13 protein-coding genes and 4 pseudogenes are annotated in these 17,212 nt (G+C 70.3%); 3 read left to right on the top strand and 14 right to left on the bottom strand.

All coding sequences use genetic code 11. The features are described 5' to 3' along the window. Positions 1-11: 11 nt before the first annotated feature. The 7 genes and pseudogenes from HUV60_RS10450 to nagB form a co-directional block, all read right to left on the bottom strand. Positions 12-733 (bottom strand): annotated as a pseudogene (locus tag HUV60_RS10450) (helix-turn-helix domain-containing protein); the annotation flags it as partial. After that, positions 703-1,269: pseudogene (locus HUV60_RS10445) on the bottom strand (ribonucleotide-diphosphate reductase subunit beta); the annotation flags it as partial. The pseudogenes HUV60_RS10450 and HUV60_RS10445, both read right to left, overlap by 31 nt. Before the next feature lie 70 nt (positions 1,270-1,339). After that, positions 1,340-2,169: pseudogene (locus HUV60_RS10440) on the bottom strand (ribonucleoside-diphosphate reductase subunit alpha); the annotation flags it as partial. Positions 2,170-2,218: 49 nt separating this feature from the next. Then, positions 2,219-3,868 carry a monocarboxylate uptake permease MctP gene (mctP, locus tag HUV60_RS10435; protein ID WP_257847695.1) on the bottom strand — a complete coding sequence of 550 codons (1,650 nt, stop codon included), beginning with the start codon at positions 3,866-3,868 and terminating at the stop codon, positions 2,219-2,221. Then, positions 3,865-4,131 carry a DUF3311 domain-containing protein gene (locus HUV60_RS10430; RefSeq protein WP_257847696.1) on the bottom strand — a complete coding sequence of 89 codons (267 nt, stop codon included), beginning with the start codon at positions 4,129-4,131 and terminating at the stop codon, positions 3,865-3,867. The genes mctP and HUV60_RS10430 overlap by 4 nt, the downstream gene beginning before the upstream one ends. A gap of 131 nt (positions 4,132-4,262) precedes the next feature. After that, positions 4,263-5,027 (bottom strand): GntR family transcriptional regulator, encoded by a 765-nt coding sequence (locus tag HUV60_RS10425; protein ID WP_257847697.1) that lies wholly within the window; start codon positions 5,025-5,027, stop codon positions 4,263-4,265. A gap of 225 nt (positions 5,028-5,252) precedes the next feature. After that, positions 5,253-6,038: a glucosamine-6-phosphate deaminase gene (nagB, locus tag HUV60_RS10420; RefSeq protein ID WP_257847698.1), complete on the bottom strand. Its 786-nt coding sequence runs from the start codon at positions 6,036-6,038 to the stop codon at positions 5,253-5,255. Positions 6,039-6,715: 677 nt separating this feature from the next. Here nagB and HUV60_RS10415 point away from each other — a divergent pair. Further along, positions 6,716-8,182 carry a sensor histidine kinase gene (locus HUV60_RS10415; protein WP_257850102.1) on the top strand — a complete coding sequence of 489 codons (1,467 nt, stop codon included), beginning with the start codon at positions 6,716-6,718 and terminating at the stop codon, positions 8,180-8,182. 222 nt (positions 8,183-8,404) lie between these two features. On the opposite strand, the gene HUV60_RS10410 is transcribed toward HUV60_RS10415, so the two are convergent. After that, a complete protein-coding gene (locus tag HUV60_RS10410; protein ID WP_030219886.1) occupies positions 8,405-8,662 on the bottom strand; it encodes a WhiB family transcriptional regulator in 258 nt (85 codons plus the stop codon). A 318-nt stretch (positions 8,663-8,980) separates the two neighbouring features. Beyond that, positions 8,981-9,949 carry a diacylglycerol/lipid kinase family protein gene (locus tag HUV60_RS10405; protein WP_257847699.1) on the bottom strand — a complete coding sequence of 323 codons (969 nt, stop codon included), beginning with the start codon at positions 9,947-9,949 and terminating at the stop codon, positions 8,981-8,983. A 173-nt stretch (positions 9,950-10,122) separates the two neighbouring features. Here HUV60_RS10405 and HUV60_RS10400 point away from each other — a divergent pair, with 173 nt between their 5' ends. Continuing rightward, positions 10,123-10,566, top strand: a complete 444-nt coding sequence (locus tag HUV60_RS10400; RefSeq protein ID WP_257847700.1) for a hypothetical protein — start codon at positions 10,123-10,125, stop codon at positions 10,564-10,566. A 57-nt stretch (positions 10,567-10,623) separates the two neighbouring features. Here the strand turns inward: HUV60_RS10400 and HUV60_RS10395 are convergent, their stop codons facing one another. From HUV60_RS10395 to HUV60_RS10385, 3 genes are all read right to left on the bottom strand, one after another. Next, complete coding sequence (locus HUV60_RS10395; protein WP_257847701.1) at positions 10,624-11,769, bottom strand: RNA polymerase sigma factor SigF; 1,146 nt, start codon at positions 11,767-11,769, stop codon at positions 10,624-10,626. 17 nt (positions 11,770-11,786) lie between these two features. Then, a complete protein-coding gene (locus HUV60_RS10390; RefSeq protein WP_006136266.1) occupies positions 11,787-12,200 on the bottom strand; it encodes an anti-sigma factor in 414 nt (137 codons plus the stop codon). 299 nt (positions 12,201-12,499) lie between these two features. Then, positions 12,500-13,375, bottom strand: coding sequence for a 1-aminocyclopropane-1-carboxylate deaminase/D-cysteine desulfhydrase (locus HUV60_RS10385; protein ID WP_257850103.1), 876 nt, complete (start codon positions 13,373-13,375; stop codon positions 12,500-12,502). Between the two features lie 389 nt (positions 13,376-13,764). Between HUV60_RS10385 and HUV60_RS10380 the strand changes: the two genes are divergently transcribed. Beyond that, on the top strand, positions 13,765-15,555 hold the full coding sequence (locus HUV60_RS10380; protein WP_269441168.1) for a transposase: 1,791 nt from the start codon (positions 13,765-13,767) through the stop codon (positions 15,553-15,555). Positions 15,556-15,734: 179 nt separating this feature from the next. Here the strand turns inward: HUV60_RS10380 and HUV60_RS10375 are convergent. Further along, positions 15,735-16,120 (bottom strand): annotated as a pseudogene (locus tag HUV60_RS10375) (DUF6010 family protein); the annotation flags it as partial. Positions 16,121-16,416: 296 nt separating this feature from the next. Beyond that, on the bottom strand, positions 16,417-17,004 hold the full coding sequence (locus HUV60_RS10370) for a peptidoglycan recognition protein family protein (protein WP_257847703.1): 588 nt from the start codon (positions 17,002-17,004) through the stop codon (positions 16,417-16,419). Positions 17,005-17,212 lie beyond the last annotated feature (208 nt).

The following is a 17,212-nucleotide window of genomic DNA, read 5'->3' as shown; positions in this document are numbered from 1 at the left end:
CCGGCGGGCGTTCACGCGGCCTCGGGGCCACGGAACGTCCGCCGGTAGGCGTTCGGGGTCGTTCCCACGGCGCGTACGAAGTGGTGGCGCAGCGCGGCCGCGTTGCCGAAGCCCGTACGACCCGCGACCGCGTCCACCGTCTCGTCGGTCCCCTCCAGGAGACGCTGGGCGAGCAGCGCACGCCGGCGCAGGATCCAGCGGTACGGCGTGGTGCCGGTCTCCTGCTGGAAGCGGCGGGCGAAGGCGCGCGGGGACATGAGGGCGCGGGCCGCGAGCCGCTCGACGGTGACCTCCTCGTCGAGGTGCCGCTCCGTCCACACCAGCACCTCGGTCACGGTGTCGCCGCCGGGCAGCGGCAGCGGGCGTTCTATGTACTGGGCCTGGCCCCCGTCCCGGTGCGGGGGCACCACCATGCGCCGGGCGATCCGGTTGGCGACCCCGGGCCCTGCTCCTTGCGCACGAGATGCAGACAGGCGTCGATCCCGGCGGCGGTGCCCGCGGAGGTGATCACGGGGTCCTCGTCGACGTAGAGCACGTCCGGTTCCACGGTCAGATGGGGGTACTTACTGGTCAGCGCGTCCGCGTGCCGCCAGTGTGCGGCGGCGCGCCGGCCGTCGAGAAGACCGGCGACGGCCAGCACGAACACGCCGGAGCAGACGCTGAGCACCCTGGCCCCCCGGTCCACGCCCCGGCGCAGCGCGTCCAGCAGCTCGGGCGGGAAGTCCCGCGTCTCGTGCCCCGGCGGCGGAACCAGTACACGTAGGCGAACGCCCCGCAGAAGAACAGACCTTCGATGCACGCGGCGAAGCAGATCAGGTTGAGCAGGAAGCGGCGGCGGTCGGCCCGCGTCTCCAGCCGGTCCAGCTTCTCCACCGAGCCCATCCACCGGAAGCAGAACTCGGCCTTCTCCCGGATGGACGGAATGTTCTCCACCGCCGCGAACGCGGCCGTCCGGTCCTGGAGGCCGGGCAGACAGGTGTCCAGCAGCGTCAGATAGAACTGGACGTGCGCCGCCTCCTCGAAGAGCTGCCGCGACAGATACAGCCGCGCCTCCGGGGAGTCGATGTGCTGGTAGAGGGTGAGCACGAGGTTGTTGGCCACGATCGAGTCGCCGGTGGCGAAGAACGCCACCGGACGGCCGATCAGATGCTGTTCCGCGGGGCTCAGTTCCGCGAGGTCGGCGACGTCCGAGTGGAGGTCGACCTCCTCCACGGTCCAGGTGTTCTTGATCGCGTCCCGGTAGCGCTCGTAGAAGTCGGGGTAGCGCATGGGCCGCAGGGTGAGCTCGAAGCCCGGGTCGAGGAGGTTCTGGGTCCGGGTGGTCCCGTGGTGCTGGTCATTACTGGCAGGCCTCGCAGGACTCGGGGGTCTCAAGGGAGCAGGAGACGGCCTCGGGGTCGGCGGCCGGCTGCCGGGCGGGGACGGGGGCAGGGGAGAAACGGGGGCGGTGGCGGCGGTGCTCTGCGCCTGGGCCGCGCGGGCGATGCGGGTCGCCGGGCGCGAGCGCAGGTAGTAGGTGGCCTTCAGGCCCCGCTTCCAGGCGTAGGCGTACATCGAGGAGAGCCTGCCGATGGTCGGCGTCTCCAGGAACAGGTTCAGCGACTGCGACTGCGACTGGTCCAGGAACGGGGTGCGGTCGGCGGCCACGTCGATCAGACCGCGCTGCGGAATCTCCCACGCGGTCCGGTACAGCTCGCGCACCTCCTCGGGGATCCAGGTGCCCCCCGCACCGAGCCGCCGGCCTCGCGCAGCGCCTCGCGGGTCCGCGCGTCCCACGTGCCCGGCCGCTTCGGATCGTTCACCAGGTACGAGTTGACCTGGAGGAACTCGCCGGACAGCGTCTCGCGCTTGAACAGGTTGGACACCTGCGGCTCGACGCACTCGTACACGCCGGCGATGGACGCGATGGACGCGATGGTGGCGGTCGGCGCGATCGCCAGCAGCAGCGCGTTGCGCAGGCCCGACGGACGCGATGCGCTCGCGCAGCGCCGACCGCCGCTCGGGCCAGGCGAGTGCGGTGTCGTAGTGGTCGGGGTGCAGCACGCCCCGGGCGGTCCGTGTGTGTTCCCAGGCCGGCAGGACACCGTCGCGTTCGGTCAGGTCGGCGGAGGTCTCGTACACGGCGAGCACGATCCGCTCCGCGATCCGGGCGGAGAGCCGCCGGGTTTCTCCGGCGGCCGTTGCCCGTTGTCGTCCCCGTGTGCGGTGCCAGCCCGTGTCAGCGCTTTCCGTCGGCGGCCACGTCGGCTGCCTCGGCCGCGTCCAGCGGCAGCTCGGTGCTGACCCCCGGGTCGCCCGAGTCCGCCGTGTAGTCCCGCGGTCGGGTCTCGTCGATGCCCTCGGGAGCCTTGACCGCCCGCAGGACGAAGGTCAGGGCGATCGTGACCAGAGCGTTGATCACGAAAGCGGTGAGGCCGATGTAGCCGATCTCGCCGATGCCCGGGATCTCCCGCGACGAACCGCCGAAGTGCTTCTGCGTCGGCGAGGCCACCCCGTACGCCGCGACCGTGCCGTAGAGCATGCCGACCGCCCAGCCCGCGAGCAGCGCCCAGCGGTGGAACCAACGGGTGAACAGACCGCCCACCAGCGCCGGGAAGGTCTGCAGGATCCAGATGCCGCCGAGGAGCTGGAAGTTGATGGCGACCGTCTTGTCCATGGTGAGGACGAAGGCCAGCGCCCCCACCTTCACAAGGAGCGAGACCACCTTGGAGACTTTGGTCTCCTGCGCCGGTGTCGCGTCCGGTTTGATGAAGTCCTTGTAGATGTTACGGGTGAACAGGTTCGCGGCGGCGATCGACATGATCGCCGCCGGCACCAGCGCCCCGATGCCGATGGCCGCGAAGGCCACGCCGGCGAACCAGGCCGGGAACATGTTCTCGAACAACTGGGGGATCGCCAGCTGCCCGTTGCTGACCTCGACCCCGGCCGCGATCGCCATGAAGCCGAGCAGCGCCAGCAGGCCCAGCATCAGCGAGTACAACGGCAGGATCGTGGTGTTGCGGCGGATCACCTCACGGCTGCGCGAGGACAGCGTCGCGGTGATCGAGTGCGGGTACATGAACAGCGCGAGCGCCGAGCCCAGCGCCAGCGTGGCGTACGTCCACTGCCCCGCCTCGGCCGGCACCAGCGAACCGCGCGCCGCGCCGGTGGCCGGGTTGGTCTCGCTGTACGCCTCGCTCGCCCTGGCGAAGATGTCGTCGAAGCCGCCCAGCTTGATCGGGATGTAGATGATCGCCACCGCGATCACGAGATAGATCAGCGTGTCCTTCACGAACGCGATCAGCGCCGGGGCCCGCAGACCCGACGAGTACGTGTACGCCGCCAGCACACCGAAGGCGATCAGCAGCGGCAGGTCCTTGACGAACCAGTTGGTGTCCTCGCCGCCGCCGACGCCCATCACGTCCAGCACGGCCTGGATACCGACCAGTTGGAGGGCGATGTACGGCATCGTCGCCAGGATGCCGGTGAGCGCCACCGCCAGCGACAGTCCCTTCGAGCCGAACCGGCCGCGCACGAAGTCGGAGGTCGTCACATAGCCGTGCTTGTGCGACACCGACCACAGCCGGGGCAGGAAGGTGAAGATCAGCGGGTAGACGAGGATGGTGTACGGCACGGCGAAGAAGCCCGCCGCTCCCGCCGCGTAGATCGCCGCCGGTACGGCCACGAAGGTGTACGCGGTGTACAGGTCGCCACCCAGCAGGAACCAGGTGACCCAGGTGCCGAACGACCGTCCGCCCAGGCCCCATTCGTCGAGGCTGTGCTCGTTGGCGGCCTTGCGCCAGCGGGCGGCCAGGAAACCCATCGCCGTGACGAGGACGAAGAAGAAGATGAAGACGGCGAGTGCCACGCCGTTCACGCCGTCGTTCACCGCCGCGTACCGCCCTTCGCCGCCGCGTGGGCACGCTGGTCACGCTGCCACAGCTTGTAGGCGATCACCGTCAGCGCGGTGGAGACCAGCACCCACAGCATCTGGTACCAGTAGAAGAACGGGATGCCGATGAAGGTGGGGTCGATCCTCGCGTACGAACCGACCCACAGCATGGCCACGAACGGTGCTGCGAGACAGACGCCGATGACGACGCGCGCGGGCGTCACCGCCGGACCTCTGCTGGAATCTGGGGCTTGCGACATCGAACGACTCCGTCCCTTCGCTGATCGCCTGCGCTGCGTGACGCGCAGAGAATCTAGATCAGCGCCGGACCGGGGCGGAACCCCTCGAGGGTATTGCGTACTCAAACTCCACGGAAGGCCGACTCAACGGCTCAGTCCTGCGGGCGCTTCAGCCGGGCGACGAACTTGTACCGGTCCCCCCGGTACACCGAGCGCACCCACTCCACCGGCTGCCCGCCCCGGTCCAGAGAGTGCCGGGAGAGCATCAGCATCGGCAGCCCCACGTCGGTGCCGAGCAGGCCGGCCTCGCGCGGGGTGGCCAGGGAGGTCTCGATGGTCTCCTCGGCTTCCGCCAGATGGATGTCGTACACCTCGGCGAGGGCGGTGTAGAGAGACGTGTACTTGACCAGGCTGCGGCGCAGGGCCGGGAAGCGCTTGGCGCTGAGGTGGGTGGTCTCGATGGCCATCGGCTCGCCGTTCGCCATGCGCAGCCGCTCGATGCGCAGCACCCGCCCGCCGGTGGCGATGTCGAGCAGCGAGGCGAGCCCGTCGTCGGCGGTGATGTAGCCGACGTCCAGCAGCTGCGAGGTGGGCTCCAGACCCTGCGCGCGCATGTCCTCGGTGTACGAGGTGAGTTGCAGCGCCTGCGAGACCTTGGGCTTGGCGACGAAGGTGCCCTTGCCCTGGATGCGCTCCAGACGCCCCTCGACCACCAGCTCCTGCAGCGCCTGGCGCACGGTGGTGCGCGAGGTGTCGAACTCCGCCGCCAGGGTGCGCTCGGGCGGGACCGGCGTACCGGGAGAGGCCGTTTCCGTCATGTCGAGCAGATGCTTCTTCAACCGGTAGTACTTGGGCACGCGCGCCGTACGGACCGTAGTCCCACCCTCGTTCTCCGTATTGCTGACGTCGGTGCTCATGCTCTGCCTTCCCGGCTCCGAGTGCCGAACGACCGACACGCCATCGGCCCCGGCTCACATCGTGGCACGGCCGCGGCCGGGGGTGTTCCCCGTACGCTCCGTGATCCCCTCTGTATACCGCCGGGCCCGGGGCTGGTCTAGTCCACCGAGGCCGCCCGGGGCCGTGGCGGCCGCGGGAGCTGCGGCGCGCGGCGAGGGGCGAGGGGCGAGCCCGGGGGCCTTCGGTCAGATCCCCTGCCAGTCCGGCTTGTTGGCGTAGGTGTGCCGGAAGTAGTCCGCGAGCTTGAGTTCGGTCGCGGCGGCCTCGTCGACGACGACCGTGACGTGCGGGTGCAGTTGCAGCGCGGACGCCGGGCACACCGCGGCCACCGGGCCCTCGACGGTCGCGGCGACCGCGTCCGCCTTGCCCTCGCCGGTGGCGAGCAGGACCAGGTGGCGGGCCTCCAGGATGGTGCCGATGCCCTGGGTGATGACGTGGTGCGGGACCTGGCCGATGTCGTCGCCGAAGAAGCGCGCGTTGTCCACCCGGGTCTGCTCGGTCAGCGTCTTGATCCGGGTGCGTGAGGCGAGCGAGGAGCACGGCTCGTTGAACCCGATGTGCCCGTCCGTCCCGATGCCGAGCAGTTGCAGGTCGACGCCGCCGGCCTCGGCCAGCGCCCTGTCGTACGCCTCGCACGCGGCCTGTACGTCCTCGGCCGTGCCGTTGGGGCCCATGAAGGCGTCCATGCCGATGCCGAGCGGCTCCAGGACCTCGCGCCGGAGCACCGACCGGTAGGACTCGGGGTGATCGGCGGGCAGGCCCACGTACTCGTCGAGCTGGGCGATCCTCGCCCGGGAGGTGTCCACGGCGCCGGAGCGCACCTGGGCCGCAAGCGCCTCGTAGACGGGCAGGGGTGTCGAGCCGGTGGCCACACCGAGCAGGGCGTCGGAGGTGCGCCGCAGGAGATCCGCCATGGCCCCGGCGATGAGTGCGCCGCCGGTCTTGGCGTCCGGAACGATGACAACTTCCACGCTGAGCCTGCCGATCTGGGAGGGGACTCGACTGGGACCGGCCCCGGAGAGGCGCGGGCAGCCATGTGGTTTAGACCAATCTCAATCTAACAGAGCGGGGGTCCCGCTCCCAGGCGGTCGGGGCGAGGGGGTGAAGGGGCGAGGGGAGCGGCACGTCGGGTGGACATCCGCCGCCTGGCCTCTTCCCGGCGCCCCGGGACGGAACGGTCGCGGCCCGCCGACCGAAATGAGCATGGAATTCCGTTCCCGAGGCGCACCCCCGCGGGATAGGGTGCCTGATGGACTCTTGGCTGTCCGCTTGACCGTTGTCCCGATCGATCGTTGTCCCGAGGGTCGCGTGAGCACGTGAGCACGTGAGCACGTGAGCACGGAAAAAAGACAACAACGAACAGCCTCCGGCACATGGACACGGGTAGTGGTCTAGTCCACAATGCCTAACAGTGCAGCGCACGCAAGCCTGCCTTCCCCGCACAGGAAGGCGGATCGAGGACCCGGAGCTCTCTGCCCTGACTGCCCCGGATCCTCGTCCCTCGGCCGAACGGGACCGCACACCCCGCGGCCGATGTCGCTCCGGGCTGCGGTGCCGGGAGGGCTGAGGGTCCCTCCCCGGCGCCGCGGCCCGCGGGTGTTTCCGGGGGAGGGGCGACGCCCCGGGTACGCTCGCTGACGTGCCCTCCATGAACGAACTCGTACACCAGCACACCGATCTCGGCGACTCCGCTCTCGAGTGGCTTCATCTGCTGGTCTCGGAGTGGCAGCTGCTCTCCGACCTCTCCTTCGCCGACCTGGTCCTGTGGGTCCCCACCCGCGACGGCACCCGCTATGTCTCCGTCGCCCAGATGCGGCCCAACACCGGCCCGACCTCGTACCAGGACGACATGGTCGGTCATCTCGTCCCGCGCGGCCGGCGTCCCATGCTGGACGTTGCCCTGGACGAGGGGCGGATCGTGCGCGAGGGCGACCCGGAGTGGCGCGAGGAGGTCCCCGTCCGCGTCGAGTCCATTCCCGTACGGCGGGAGGGCCGCGTCCTCGGGGTCATCGCGCGCAACACCAACCTGCTCACGGTGCGTACCCCCAGCCGGCTGGAGCTCACCTACCTCCAGAGCGCCTCCGACCTCGCGCAGATGATCGCGGCCGGTTCCTTCCCGTTCGCGAACCAACAGCTCGACATGGACGCGTTGCCCCGGGTGGGCGACGGACTGATCCGGCTCGACGCCGAAGGGCTCGTCCAGTACGCCTCCCCGAACGCCCTGTCCGCCTACCACCGGATGGGCCTGGCGTCCGACCTGGTCGGCCACCACCTCGGCCGCACCACTGCCGAACTGGCGCCCTCCCGCGGGCCGGTGGACGAGGCGCTGGCCAAGGTCGCCAGCGGCTGGGCACCGCGCGAGTTCGAGATCGAGGCGCCCGGCGGGGTGATCCAGTTCCGGGCGATCCCGCTCAAGCCGAAGGGAACCCGCATCGGTTCGCTGGTCCTGCTCCGGGACGTCACCGAACTCCGGCGCCGTGAAAGGGAGCTGATCACCAAGGACGCGACCATCAGGGAGATCCACCACCGGGTGAAGAACAACCTCCAGACGGTGGCGGCACTGCTGCGCCTCCAGGCCCGGCGGATCGGCTCCGAGCGCGGCCGCGCGGCGCTGGAGGAGGCGGTGCGCCGGGTCGGTTCCATCGCGATCGTGCACGAGACACTCTCCCAGAACCTGGACGAGCGGGTGGAGTTCGACGAGATCGCTGACCGTGTCCTGGCGATGGTCGCCGAAATCTCACCGGGCAAGGTCGCCGGACGGCGCACCGGCCGCTTCGGCATACTCGACGCGGAGGTCGCCACCCCGTTGTCCATGGTGCTGACGGAGGTTCTGCAGAACGCTCTGGAGCACGGCTTCCGCGAGGGTGACACGGGCACGGTCGAGGTGACTGCGGTCCGCGGCGGCACCACCAAGGAGGCCCGCCTGCTGGTCACCGTCCAGGACGACGGCGTCGGCCTGCCCGAGGGCTTCGACCCGCACACCGGCGGCAACCTGGGGTTGCACATCGTACGGACCCTGGTCGAAGGCGAGTTGGGCGGCACCTTTGACATGGTCCCGGCCCCGCACGGGGGAACACGGGCGATCCTGGACGTGCCGGTCGCCGTGGACAAGTGACGGCGAGTGCCGACGAGCGACGTACGTGATGTCGGTGAGCAGCGAAGAGCCCCGGACGGTCGACCGTCCGGGGCTCTTGCCTGACTGATGGGTTCCCCTCCGGCTCGAAGTGAGCCGGGAACTCGGGGGAGCACCGGGGAACTGCGTGCTGCGGCTCGGGGGCGGGAGATGCGTACGCGCTGTACGCGCCGCCAAGCTCAGGCTGTCAGCAGGGGTGGGTGGTCAGGCGGAGGCCTGACGGGCCCGGTTGCGGGCGGCGCGGCGCTTCATCGCACGGCGCTCGTCCTCGCTGAGACCACCCCAGACGCCGGAGTCCTGACCGGACTCGAGTGCCCACTGAAGGCAGCTCTCGATCACCGGGCAGCGACGGCAGACGGCCTTGGCTTCCTCGATCTGCAGCAGCGCAGGACCGGTGTTGCCGATGGGGAAGAAGAGCTCGGGGTCTTCCTCGCGGCAAACGGCGTTGTGACGCCAGTCCATGGCTGCTACCTCTCCTTGGTATGAACTACATATGCTTGTGAATGTGAACGCTTTCACGAATCCCTCAACAAGGGAAGGGCCGAACGCCAGATCGCCTGGCGTGGTCCTTGGGTTTGAAGAGGGGTTCCGGCGATCTGTGGAGGCCGATGTTGCGGGCCGTCCCGATCGCCATGTAGAGACTCGCAAACCTCGGCGGCGGATACAACCCCTTGCGGAAAGTTTTTTTTGATTCATCGGTGTCGACTAGGTCACAGCCGTACTTCCATGGGGTGGATCCTGGTCTAAACGTTCGAGTGAAAGGAGTTTAGTGTTTTCCGCTCACACAATCACACGCAGTGCACGGCGAACGCCTGTGAACGTCACGCTGGTTCGCAGTCCTAGGTGGTCGCCGTCCATCTGGAGGGGGAGTGGCACCTTCGAATGCAAGGTGAACTGGGTCAGATCGTGCCCTGCGACCACGTGCCGGCCCAGGGGTCCGCGCTCGGGGGACGAAGTGAGCAACTGGGTGCCATACCGGGCAACGGCGAGGGTGGACAGCCGTTTCAGACCGAAGATGTCGAGGCCGGTATCGAACGAGGCCTTAGGTGACGCGTAGATCGGGCGATTGCCGAGAAACGTCCACGGGGAAGCGTTCGAAACTATCGAGAGCACCAGATCGGTGACCGGGTCCTCGCCCGGCTGCTCGAGCGTTATCACACCGCTGTGGCGATGGGGCTCACCGACCAGCTGACGCACGACCTGACGCATGTACAACGCGTGAGTGGACTTCCTGCCGCGCTCCCGGTGCTGCTCCACCCGGCCGACCACACCGGCGTCGAAGCCCAGCCCCGCGTTGAAGGTGAACCAGCGGGCCGGCACGCCCTCGTCGTCCGTTCCCGGTGTGCCCGACGTCAGGCCCAGGCCGACGGTGCGTTCGCGGCCCTCGCGCAGCGCGTCCAGGAGGGCGCCGGTGGCCTCCACGGGGTGGTTGGGCAGATCCAGGGCGCGGGCGAAGACATTGGTGGAGCCGCCGGGGACCACGGCGAGGCCGGGCAGGTGCTCCGGGTCGGGGCCGGCGTGCAGCAGGCCGTTGACGACCTCGTTGACCGTGCCGTCGCCGCCGAGGGCTACCACCAGGCCGATGTCGTCGCTCTCCGCCGCCTGCCGGCCCAGGTCGCGCGCGTGGCCGCGGTACTCGGTGGTGACCGCCTCCAGCTTCATCTCGCTGGCGAGGGCGTGGATCAGCACATCGCGCGTGCGCGCACTCGTCGTGGTTGCCGCCGGATTGACCACGAGAAGTGCACGCATGCGATGCAGGGTACCTACTGGGTGGTACCGGGGCCCAGGCCGAGGCGAGGCGGTGAGCGGGATCAGAGGTGGGACCAGGGGTGTGACCAGGGACGGATTCGGGGGTGGCACGGGCACGGGAGGGGGCGTGAACCTCCGCATGGAGGCGCTCGGGCGAGGGCTACCCTTCAGGGGTGAGCAGCGAGCAGACCCCCACCACCGCCCCGGGCGCCGCCGGTCCCCGCCCGCGCCGCCTGACGTACGCCGCGGGGCTCGCCGCCCTGGAAGGGCTGGCCCTGCTGGTCGGCGGGGTCTGGATGCTGGTCCTCGGGCTCACGGGCGAGCCGGACGACCGGCAGCAGGCCGTCACCGGCGGAGTGACGCTCGCGGTCCTCGCCCTGCTGCCGCTGCTTGCCGCGCGCGGGCTGCTCGGCCGCCGCGGCTGGAGTCGCGGCCCGGCCGTCATCACCCAGCTCCTGGCCCTGCCGGTGGCCTACAACCTGCTGCAGTCCGACAGCGTGGCCATCCCGGCGGGAATCGCGCTCGCGGTGGTCGCCGTCACGGCCCTGGTGCTGCTGCTGAATCCCGAGACGGCCCGGGCCCTCGGTATCCGGGGGCCCGGGAACGCCGAGAAGTAACGCCGCACGCTCCACGGCCCGGGGCACGTTTCACGGTCCGGGCGGGCTCTCGGGACTTCATTCCTCCACGAGCAGCTTCTCCCGCAGCTGGGCCAGTGTGCGGGCCAGCAGCCGGGAGACGTGCATCTGCGAGATCCCGACCTCCTGGGCGATCTGCGACTGGGTCATGTTGCCGAAGAAGCGCAGCAGCAGAATCCGCTTCTCGCGCGGAGGCAGGTCCTCGAGCAGCGGCTTCAGCGACTCGCGGTACTCCACGCCCTCCAGCGCCTCGTCCTCCGCGCCCAGGGTGTCCGCGACCGCCGGGGACTCGTCGTCGGTGTCGGGAACGTCCAGGGACAGCGTGGAGTACGCGTTGGCGGACTCCAGGCCCTCCAGGACCTCCTCCTCCGAGATGGCCAGCTTCTCGGCGAGTTCGTGGACGGTGGGGGAGCGGCCGTGCTGCTGCGAGAGTTCGGCCGTGGCCGTCGTCAGCGCCAGCCGCAGCTCCTGCAGCCTGCGCGGCACGCGTACCGCCCAGCCCTTGTCCCGGAAGTGCCGCTTGATCTCGCCCACGACCGTCGGGGTCGCGTACGTCGAGAACTCGACGCCCCGGTCCGGGTCGAAACGGTCGACCGACTTGATCAGGCCGATGGTGGCGACCTGTGTCAGGTCGTCCAGCGGTTCCCCGCGGTTGCGGAAACGGCGCGCGAGATGCTCGACGAGCGGCAGGTGCATGCGGACCAGCCGGTTGCGCAGTTCCGCGTACTCCGGACTGCCGTCCTGCAGCATGCGCAACTCGAGGAACAAGGCACGCGCCCCGCTGCGGTCCTGCGGGTCACGCTGTGCGCCGCCGTGCGTCCCGGGGGTGTCCGGTGTCCGCCGGGCGCTCTCTGCGCCCGGCATCCGCGGCACCTCGCTCTCGGCGTGTCGCTCGTGCTCGTTCATCGTCCCGCCCGTCGTCCTTCCCCGAGCGCTCGCCTCGTCCCCCGCCGTCGGCTTCGCATGCACACGGTCTCCCCCGTGGCCGGGGGAGACGGCGGGCCGCCCGGCCTCGGGCATGTTCCGTGCGGCGGCGTCGTGCTGCCCGCCGTCCGGAGCCCCGGCCACCGCGGAGTCGTCCTCCGGATGCGGCCGGGCCTGTTCCGGAATGGCGTCGACGGGGTCGACGCCGCCCGGCATCCGCTCGGCCGGCAGTTCGCGTGTGCCGCGTTCTTCGTCCCGCACCGGCCCGTCCTCGTTCCTCACGCCGGCCCGGGTCCCGCGCCGCGCTGTTTGTAGAGGCTGATCGAAACGGTTCTGTCCTCGTCCACGGCGGAGGAGACCTTGCCCGCGAGAGCGGACAGCACGGTCCACGCGAAGGTGTCACGCGAAGGCGCGTGACCGTCCGTGGTGGGCGCCGAGACGGTGACCTCGAGCGAGTCGTCGACGAGGCGGAAGACGCAACTGAGCACCGAACCCGGCACGGCCTGCTGAAGCAGGATCGCGCAGGCCTCGTCGACCGCGATGCGCAGGTCCTCGATCTCGTCGAGGGTGAAGTCCAAACGGGCCGCGAGGCCGGCCGTGGCCGTACGCAGCACCGACAGGTAGGCACCCGCGGCCGGCAGCCGGACTTCCACGAAGTCCTGGGTCGCGGGCTCGCCTGCGATCTGGGACACCCTCACCTCCAAGGTGGTACAAGCGTTCAGGATCGGGGTCGCCCCCGGACAACGCGATATGTGGTTCAGCGGTGACGCTACCGCGCCCCGGACAGTCCTGTCCCCGGGACCCCGACCTCACGCGGTTACTCATAGTAAACCTATGAATACGCTCCGTGGCTAGGGGTCTGTGGGCCCGAATGGGAAGAGCGCGCGCCGCATTGACGTACCCAGACGTCAGACGGTCGAACCGTCCGGTATCGGAGTCCTCTCGGGTCGCTTCGCAGGACACCGGGGCGCCCTTGTCCACGCGTCCCTGCTCATGGGAAGGGGTGCCCGGTGACCACGGCCGCGACGGTGCTCCCGCGCGGGAACGCGTTCTCTTCCACCAGGGCGACAAGGGCGTAAAGCAACTTGGCGACATAGACGCGTTCGACGGGTACGCCGTGGCGGTGCTCGAAGTCCGCGGCGAACGCATCGAGTTCCGGGGGTGTACGGGCGTAGCCGCCGAAGTGGAAGCGGTCGTCCAGGCTCCAGTCGCCGCGCGGACCGCCGAACGCCTCGGCCTGCAGCCTCTGTGTCCCGGCGGCCAGGAAGCCGCCCTTGAGCACCGGAACGCCCAACGCGCGCTCACCGGAGCCGAGTCCGGCGGCCAGCCCGGCGAGCGTCCCGCCGGTGCCGCACGCCACCGCGACCACGTCCGCCCGCCCCGCCAGCTCCTCTCCGAGCGCACGGCAGCCGCGCACGGCGGCGGCGTTGCTGCCGCCCTCGGGGACGACGTACGCGTCCCGGGCATCCGTGTCGCGCAGGACGGCGGCGAGCGTCTCCGGTGTGGTTGTGCGGCGGTAGGTCGTCCGGTCGACGAAGTGCAGCCGCATGCCGTCGGCCGCGCACCGGGCCAGCGAGGCGTTGAGGGGGCGGCCGGCGAGTTCCTGGCCGCGCACCACGCCGACCGTGGGGAGCCCGAGCAGCCGCCCGGCGGCGGCGGTGGCCCTCAGGTGGTTGGAGTAGGCGCCGCCGAAGGTGAGCACCGTCCGTCCGGTCACCGCCGACAGGTTCGGCGCGAGTTTGCGCCATTTGTTTCCGATCAGCTCCGGGTGGATCAGATCGTCCCGTTTCAGCACCAGCCGGACGCCGTGCCGCTCGAACCGCTCGTCCACGACGTCCTGCACCGGCGAGGGCAGCCGGGGGCGCAGACCCGCGACGCCTCCGGGACCGGCGGAGGTGACGGAGGTGACGGAGGCCGGGGCGGTGGAGGTCGCGGTGCCGGAGGCGGCGGGTTCAGGGCTGGAACGGGCGCCCGGCCTGGGGCCGGAAGGGGAATCGGGGGTTTCCGGTCTGGTCACCGGGCCATTGTCGCCCGGCTGGGGAGACCGGACGCCGGACGGGCCGGGCGTCGGGCGGGTGAAGTGAGCATGGCTGGATTCTGCCGTTGCCAACCGGACTCTGTTGCCCAATTCGCCGCGGCGGCGATGCGCAGTGGGAGATGATCTGCCGTGTCGTCATGAGTGGTGCGAGCCCTGGGATGGTGCGGATGTCGATGCGGCCGGAGGGGCTGCCTGCGGTTCCGGAGGAGACAGCGAGGGTGGCCCGGGCCGCTTTCCCGGCCGGGAGCCTGCCGATACGCCTGCGAGACCGGATGGAAGCGGTCTTCGCCGATGAGCCGTACACCGACGCGTTCGGGGTGCGCGGTGCCCCGGGGCTGTCCCCGGCGGTGCTCTCGCTGGTCACTGTCCTGCAGTTCACCGAGGACCTGACCGACCGGCAGGCCACCGCGATGGCGGTACGCGCGATCGACTGGAAGTACGCGATCGGCGCCGAGCTGACCGATCCCGGCTTCGACTTCAGCGTGCTGGCCAAGTTCCGCGCACGCCTGATCGAGCACGGCATGGAACGCCTGGTCTTCGACCGGCTCCTGGAGTGCTGCCGCACCGAGGGACTCGTTGCGGCCGGCGGCAAGCAGCGCAGCGACTCCACCCATGTCATCAGCGCGGTGAGGGACTTGAACCGGCTGGAGTTGGCGGGCGAGAGCGTGCGCGCCGCGCTGGAGGTGCTGGCCGCAGCCGCGCCCGAGTGGCTGGCAGGCGCGGTGGATGTCACCGAACTGGCGCACCGCTACGGTCCGCGCGTGGACGGGTGGAAGCTGCCGGCCTCGAAGACCAAGCGGGACCGGCTCGCGGTGGTGTTCGGGCAGGACGCGCTGATGCTGTGCCGGGCGGTGCGCGCGCCCGGCGCCCCGCCGTGGCTGGCGGAGCTTCCCGCGGTTGAGCTTTTGCGGCAGGTGCTGGTGCAGACCTACTACATCGAGACCGGCGCGCGGGGACGGGAGGTGATCAGGAAGCGGGAGGCCGAGGTGGACGGCGTCCCGCCCGGTCATATCCGCCTGGCCTCTCCCTACGATGCGGATGCGCGGTGGGCGGCCAAGGGCGAGGAGCTGTTCTGGCTGGGCTACAAGATTCATTTGACCGAGACCTGCCATACTCCCGCCGAAGCCGAAGCCGAAGCCGAAGCCGAAGCCGAAGCCGAAGCCGAAGCCGAAGCCGAAGCCGAAGCCGAAGCCGAAGCCGAAGCCGAAGCCGAAGCCGAAGCCGAAGCCGAAGCCGAAGCCGAAGCCGAAGCCGAAGCCGGGAGCGGGAAGCGCGTCGCGGCGCCGCCGAACCTGATCACCGATGTGCACACCACGAAGGCGACGGTGCCGGACGTGAAGGCCACCGCCGGCATCCAGCAGCGCCTGAATGAGCGCGGTCTGCGCCCGGGCGAGCACTATCTGGACTCCGGCTATCCGAGCGTGGACCTGGTGGCCGCCGCCGGCAAGGACGGGACCGCGATGGTCACCCCGCTGCTGGCCGACCACTCGCCGCAGTCCAAGGCCGCTGCGGGGTTCGACAAGAGTGCTTTCCGCGTCGACTGGAAGGCCCGTCAGGTCACCTGCCCGGCCGGTCGCACCAGCGCCGGGTGGTATCCGGTCACCCAGCACGGCAGGCCCGCCATCGTCGCCCAGTTCGCCTCCACCGACTGCCGGGCCTGCCCGTCAAGGACGCAGTGCACTTCCTCCCGGCGGGTCAGTCGGATGCTCACCCTGCGGCCGAAAGAGCTGCACGAGATCCAGGCCACCGCCCGCGCCGTGCAGAAGACCCAGACCTGGCGGGACAAGTACAAGCTGCGCGCGGGGGTCGAGGGCACGATCAACCAGGCCCTGGACATGACCGGAATCCGCCGGGCCCGCTACCGAGGACTGGCCAAGGTCCGCCTCCAGCACGTCTTCTCCGCCACCGCCTTGAACGTCATCCGCCTCGACGCCTACTGGAGCACCACCCCGCTCGGCAGACCCCGGACCAGCAGACTCGAACGCCTTGCCTACATGCTCACAGCCTGACCGGCGACCGCTCGGAATTGGGCAACGGAGTCCAACCGGGCTTCAAAGGAGCACGCGACCGATGTGCGCGGTTGGCTTGAACTTTTGTTCGATGCCGGCGCTCCGGCGCTGGAGCGCCGGAGTGTCCGACAGGTCCGGCGGGACCGGGTTTCCCGGTCGGTCCCGGTGGGGGACCCGCGCCGTCGGCGGCGGGCGAGGGTGACCAGGGACGGGCCGCGCCGAAGACACCGCAGGGCGATCACCGGGTCGCAGATCGCGCAGCCCGGCGACGAGGTGTGGGCGAACGGGATGATCGGGTTGCCCTCGAGGTGGTGGACGACGTCCCACGCGGTGTGCGACAGCCGGCCGATGCCGGTGAACGTCCACGGATCCAGGCCGCGGAACGCGACGCAGGGCATCGGCGCGGCGAAGGCGAACGTCCAGCCGCCCAGGCCGACCCGTTGAGGTGGGCGGCGCCCGCGCCGGCGAGCACGACGGCGTTCGGGCGCCGCCGGTGCGGCTCGCGGACGAGGTGCATCGACAGGGCGTGGAGAACGCCGAGGGCTACGGGGGCCACGTACTGCACGGCGGGGCCTTTGCCCGGGACGACGACTCTGCTGCGCAATTACCCGGCGTGATGACGCCGTGCCGATACGGCCTTCAGAGCGCGTCGCAGATGCAGGCAGGCCGGGCGCGGCCGAGCCCTGAAAGCACGGCACGTGATCGCTCGCCGAATTGAGCAGCAGAGTCGACGACGTGGGGTGGCTCGCCACGTCGGAAGCGGGTGTGCCGCACTCCCGGGGGCCGGGCGACAGCTTCCGGCGGATCGCCGCCGACCCCCGGTCCCGGCGCTCTCCCGTACGCCGCGTGTGCCCGCGTGCGTCACTTGAGCCGGTCGAGGATCCGCTTCCGCGTCGACGCCATCGTGAACCCGCGCGGGTCCACCTTTCCCGGCTGACACTCCAGATGCCCGATCACCGACCGCTCGTTCCAGCCGTGGCGGCGGCAGACCGGGGCGGCCCTCTCGACGGCCTCCAACTGCGCCGCGGGCCAGGGATCCTTCCCGTCGCCCGGGTTCTCGTACTCGAAGCCGGAGAAGTGCCGGTTGCCGTCGGTGTTCTGCTCGTTGTCCGCGGGCAGCCGCTTCTCCGCGATCACCGCGCGCAGGACGTCGTCGTCGCCCGGGCCGGCGTGGTCGGCACGGCCGTAGCCGACGAGGTGGACCTTGCCGTCCTGGGTGATGACACCGTGGCACAGCGGTCCCGGCAGCCCCGAGTAGCCCTTGCGGCACAGCTCCACGGTCCGGGCGCTGCCCCGGGTGACCGTGTGATGGATCATCACGCCGTGCACCGGCCCCCACGGGCCCTTGTGGTTGCGGTTGTGGTCGCGCCAGTCGCCGACCTCGGCGACCGTGGGACCCTCCGCTTTCAGGGCGCTCAGGAACGCGCTCGCGGACAGGGGTGGGGTCATGTCCACCCTCCTTCTCGCAGCGCGACGGCTGCCGGTCGCAGTCGCCTCGTACCGGTGCTCGTACCTGAACGGAGCGAGCGCAACCCATCGTCCGGGCCCGGTACGAGCCGATCCGGACAATGTCCGGCCACGGGGTCGCCGCTGAACGGAACCCCCATGGATGCCCACACAGTTGAAGATCCATTCCCGCTCTTTCGGGTAATACCGC

The sequence above is a fragment of the Streptomyces sp. KMM 9044 genome (assembly GCF_024701375.2).
In the GTDB taxonomy this organism is placed as follows: domain Bacteria; phylum Actinomycetota; class Actinomycetes; order Streptomycetales; family Streptomycetaceae; genus Streptomyces.
This window is presented reverse-complemented; position numbering and strand designations above follow the sequence as displayed.